At 57.2% G+C, this 4,115-nt stretch carries 3 protein-coding genes; 2 read left to right on the forward strand and 1 reads right to left on the reverse strand.

Annotated elements, in window-relative coordinates:
• Positions 1 to 6 precede the first annotated feature (6 nt).
• Positions 7 to 1,713, forward strand: coding sequence for a cytochrome c oxidase subunit I (gene ctaD, locus NW863_RS03005; RefSeq protein WP_414364293.1), 1,707 nt, complete (start codon positions 7 to 9; stop codon positions 1,711 to 1,713).
• 131 nt (positions 1,714 to 1,844) lie between these two features.
• Entirely contained in the window at positions 1,845 to 2,456 is a 612-nt protein-coding gene (locus tag NW863_RS03010; RefSeq protein ID WP_414364283.1) for a cytochrome c oxidase subunit 3, read from the forward strand.
• A 116-nt stretch (positions 2,457 to 2,572) separates the two neighbouring features.
• On the opposite strand, the gene holA is transcribed toward NW863_RS03010, so the two are convergent.
• Entirely contained in the window at positions 2,573 to 3,550 is a 978-nt protein-coding gene (gene holA / locus NW863_RS03015) for a DNA polymerase III subunit delta (protein ID WP_414364284.1), read from the reverse strand.
• Between the last annotated feature and the right edge of the window lie 565 nt (positions 3,551 to 4,115).

Below are 4,115 nucleotides of genomic sequence, written 5' to 3' on the forward strand. Positions count from 1 at the left end.
TTTGCCATGACCCAGCTACAGGACAATCCCACCTTTGCCGCTGCCCCCAAAGCCAGCCTGGAGCCTGCCGCCGAGCCTTGGTGGCGCTTTTTTACCTTCTCCACCGACCACAAGGTGATCGGGATCCAGTATTTGGTAACCACCTTTTCCTTCTACTTGGTGGGGGGAGCGCTGGCTACAGCCGTGCGGGCCGAGCTGGCCACCCCCGAAGCCGACTTTCTCGGTTTTGAGCGCTACAACGGCGCTTTTACCTTGCACGCCACAATCATGATCTTTTTGTGGATTGTGCCGGCTTTGATGGGGGGCTTTGGCAACTACCTGGTGCCGCTGATGATCGGGGCGCGGGACATGGCTTTTCCTAGGCTAAACGCCGTCGCCTTTTGGCTAATTCCACCCAGCGGCCTTTTGCTGCTGGCTAGCCTCTTCCTCGAGGCCCCGGCAGCGGGTTGGACCTCGTATCCGCCGCTGAGCCTCATCAGTGGCAAAGTGGGAGAAGAACTCTGGATCCTGAGCATTTTGTTAGGCGGAACCTCTTCCATTCTGGGGGCCGTGAACTTTATTACCACCATCCTCAAGCTGCGCATGCCCGGCATGAAGATGGAGGATATGCCTCTGTTTTGCTGGGCGATGCTGGCTGCTTCCATCATTACCCTCATTGCAACGCCGGTTCTGGCTGGGGCGCTGATCCTGCTTAGCTTTGACCTGTTGGCGGGCACGGCCTTCTTCAACCCCAGTGGCGGCGGGGATCCGGTGGTGTACCAGCACATGTTCTGGTTTTACTCCCACCCGGCGGTGTACATCATGGTTCTGCCGGTGTTCGGCATGATCTCGGAGATCTTGCCGGTGCATGCCCGCAAGCCCATCTTTGCCTACAAAGCCATTGCCTACTCCAGCTTGGCCATCTGCTTTTTGGGCTTGATTGTCTGGGTTCACCACATGTTTACCAGCGGTACCCCCGACTGGATGCGGGTGTTCTTCATGATCGCCACCATGGCCATTGCCGTTCCCACCGGGATCAAGGTGTTTAGCTGGCTGGCCACTCTCTGGGGCGGCAAGATCCACTTCCGGTCAGCCATGTTGTTTGGCATGGGCTTTATCTCCATGTTTGTCATCGGCGGCTTGAGCGGGATCATCCTTGCTTCGGTGCCGTTGGATATCCACGTCCACGACACCTACTTTGTGGTGGCCCACCTGCACTACGTGTTGTTTGGCGGCAGCGTGTTCGGCATCTATGCCGGCCTCTACCACTGGTTCCCCAAGATGACCGGCCGGCTGCTGAACGAGTTCTGGGGGCGGGTGCATTTTGCGCTGACCTTTGTCGGCTTCAACATGTGCTTTTTGCCGATGCACAAGCTGGGTCTAATGGGCATGCCCCGCCGCGTGGCTCAGTACGACCCGCAATTTGCCGACCTCAACTGGATTAGCTCGGTGGGGGCTTTCATTCTGGCCATTTCCACGCTGCCCTTCTTGGTGAACGCCATCTACTCTTGGGTAGCTGGGCCCAAGGCCGGAGACAACCCCTGGCAGGCTCTAACTCTGGAGTGGACAACTTCTTCCCCACCGCCTGCCCACAACTTCTACGGGGATCCCATCCTGCTAACTGGCCCCTACGACTACGGGCTGCACAGCAAGGAGACTTTGGATTACTTGGCCGCCCAGTTGCAGAGCTTGCGGGAGCTGGCGCTGGCTGAGGCGGAGCCTACTTCTTCTTAGCAGGAGACTTGCCCGCTGGGTATCCATCCTCTGCTCGCCGGGTATTCCCGTCTTGATCTTGGCTGGGCTGCCCCTACAGTTTCAAGAAGTCTCTGGAATTTGGCGAAAATTGATTTTAAGTGGACAGGAATATGCAAGGATCCCTCGCTTCTGATGCCTTAATGGTCGGCCACACTCAGGCCCATGCCGCTCATGTCGAGCACCCAGATCATCGCGTTTTTGGTCTGCTGATGTTTCTGGTAGCGGAAGGCTGTCTGTTCTTGGGCCTGTTCATGGCCTATTTGGCCTACAGCCTCACGGCCCCGGTCTGGCCGCCGGAAGGGACGCCGGAGCGGGAACTGCTCTTGCCTGGGATCAACACGGCAATCCTCCTCTCCAGCAGCTGGGTTATCCACCAGGCCAAGCCTGCCATCCAGGCCAATAACGTCAAGGGATTGCGGCTGTGGTTTGCCCTCACTGCCCTGCTGGGGGCCATCTTCCTGGCCGGGCAGCTCTACGAGTACAGCCACCTGGAGTTTGGCCTCACCACCAACTTGTTTGCCAGTACCTTCTATGTCTTGACGGGGTTTCACGGGCTGCACGTAGCAGCAGGGTTGCTGTTTATTTTGGCGGTGCTTTGGCGATCCCTGAAGCCGGGCCACTACAGTGTCCAACACTACTTTGGCGTCGAGGCTGCCGAGATCTACTGGCACTTTGTGGATGGGGTTTGGATTGTGTTGTTTATCCTGCTCTACTTGCTCTGAGTCGCGAAGAGGGATCCCCCTCCCCAAGGCTGAAGGAGATCCCGGCCGAGCACGCTGTCCGTTAAATGGGCCATTGTGAGAACTGTCCCTGGACGGGGTAACAACGACAGAAAAGCTCAGGACTGTTGGAGAATGGCCACGGTCTGGATCAGAGCCTCTGGAAACACTTCTCGCTCCGGCTGACCTTGCTTGAGCTGATATTCCAGTTGTAGAAGTTGCTGCATCACCTTCAGCAGTGCTGAGCTTTTTAGGGATCCCACCTCTTTTTGTAAGAAGTAAACCCGGTTGGGGTTGGCAATCTCTGCTTTTTGGGCAATGACCTTGGGATCCCGTTCTCCCTCTTCCAGCAGTAGCTTTACCCACAGCCAGGTGCGGAATTGGCCCACCAACACTGCCAGGATCTTAAGGGGCGGCTCGTTGTGATCCAGCAGATGGTTCAGGATCTGCAGGGATCGATCCAAGTTGCCCTGGCGCAGGGAGGCGGCCAGTTGAAAGCTGTTGTAGGCGCTGGCAGGAACCAGAGCCTCGATTTGCTCAGGGGAGATGGGATCCCGCTGGCCTGCCGTAAACAGGGCCAGCTTTTCCAGTTCCATGGCCAAACGGCGGGAATCGTTGCCCACCGCCTCAGCCAACTTCTGGGCTGCCTCTGGGCTGAGCTTGAGAGCCCGCTGTCGGGCCTCGCGGTGTACCTGCTTAAGAATGCCCTCTTCGTCCCAGGGGGGCAGTTGGGAAAACTCGCGGACAATGGCCCCTTGCTTGAGGAGTTTGGTGGATTTGAGACGTCCATCCGGCTTGCTGCTGGTGGTCAAGACCAGATGGGTTGTGGGGGGCAAAGAAGCTAACGTTCGCTCCAGTTCTCTTACCAACTCTTCGGAACACTGCTGGGTGAGCGTTGTCTCCTCCAGCCAAACCAGGCGGGCGTTGGATCCCAGAGGCGGCGTCATGGCCAGGTTCAGTCCGGCCAGGGTGGATTCCGGTGGCAGGCGATCGTAGTTAAAGGCAGCCCACGCGGGATCCAGTACCTGATCGCGCAGCTCTTGCACCGCCTGCAGGAGGCGATAGCTATCATCTCCCCAGTAAAGGTAGACGGGCATACTCCCCACGTCGCCTCAGCTTGGTCTCCAGCTTTTTTCCGTAGTTTCTCTAGGCGTTATTTTTACTTACGTTAATCAACGGGTAGCTTCCGGCCCTTTGTCCGGGATCTTCCGGAGAAAGCCTGGCCAGGTTTCAGCTTTTTTCTCTCTAAAAAGAGTGCCAGCTTTGCATGATCTAGCCTGGCAAATTCTGTATTCCCACTGAAGAACTATCCTCAATCTTCTCCTAAGCTGGGCTTAGAGATGGGGTTGGAGGGAGGGCCGCAAGTATATGGACACTATTGGCGAACTGGAGTTCAAAGTGCAGGTTTTAGCGCGCTGCCTGGGATCTGCTTTGGGCTTGGGCCGGCCTACTCGTGTGCAAATTCATTACTGCAATTCCCCGCTCTTCAAAGCAGATCAGTCGGGAGCAGGGGTTCCCCCTTTCAGCTCTGAAGAGGTTAAGAGCTCCCAGCTCCACCCGCTAACCTCGGTTGCCTAAAGGGCACTATGAACTACCCCACCGCGCAGGCGGGTGGGGTTTCCCCATCCGCTTTACGGCGAGATTTTTGTCTCTTCCTCTGCC

The sequence above is a fragment of the Synechococcus sp. B60.1 genome (assembly GCF_047462555.1).
GTDB lineage: Bacteria > Cyanobacteriota > Cyanobacteriia > Thermostichales > Thermostichaceae > Thermostichus.

What these genes read in the sequence shown, in the direction of transcription:
- ctaD (WP_414364293.1), top strand. Translation starts at nt 7, where the DNA reads ATGACCCAGCTACAGGACAATCCCACCTTTGCCGCTGCCCCCAAAGCC.
- NW863_RS03010 (WP_414364283.1), top strand. Translation starts at nt 1,845, where the DNA reads ATGCAAGGATCCCTCGCTTCTGATGCCTTAATGGTCGGCCACACTCAG.
- holA (WP_414364284.1), bottom strand. Translation starts at nt 3,550, where the DNA reads ATGCCCGTCTACCTTTACTGGGGAGATGATAGCTATCGCCTCCTGCAG.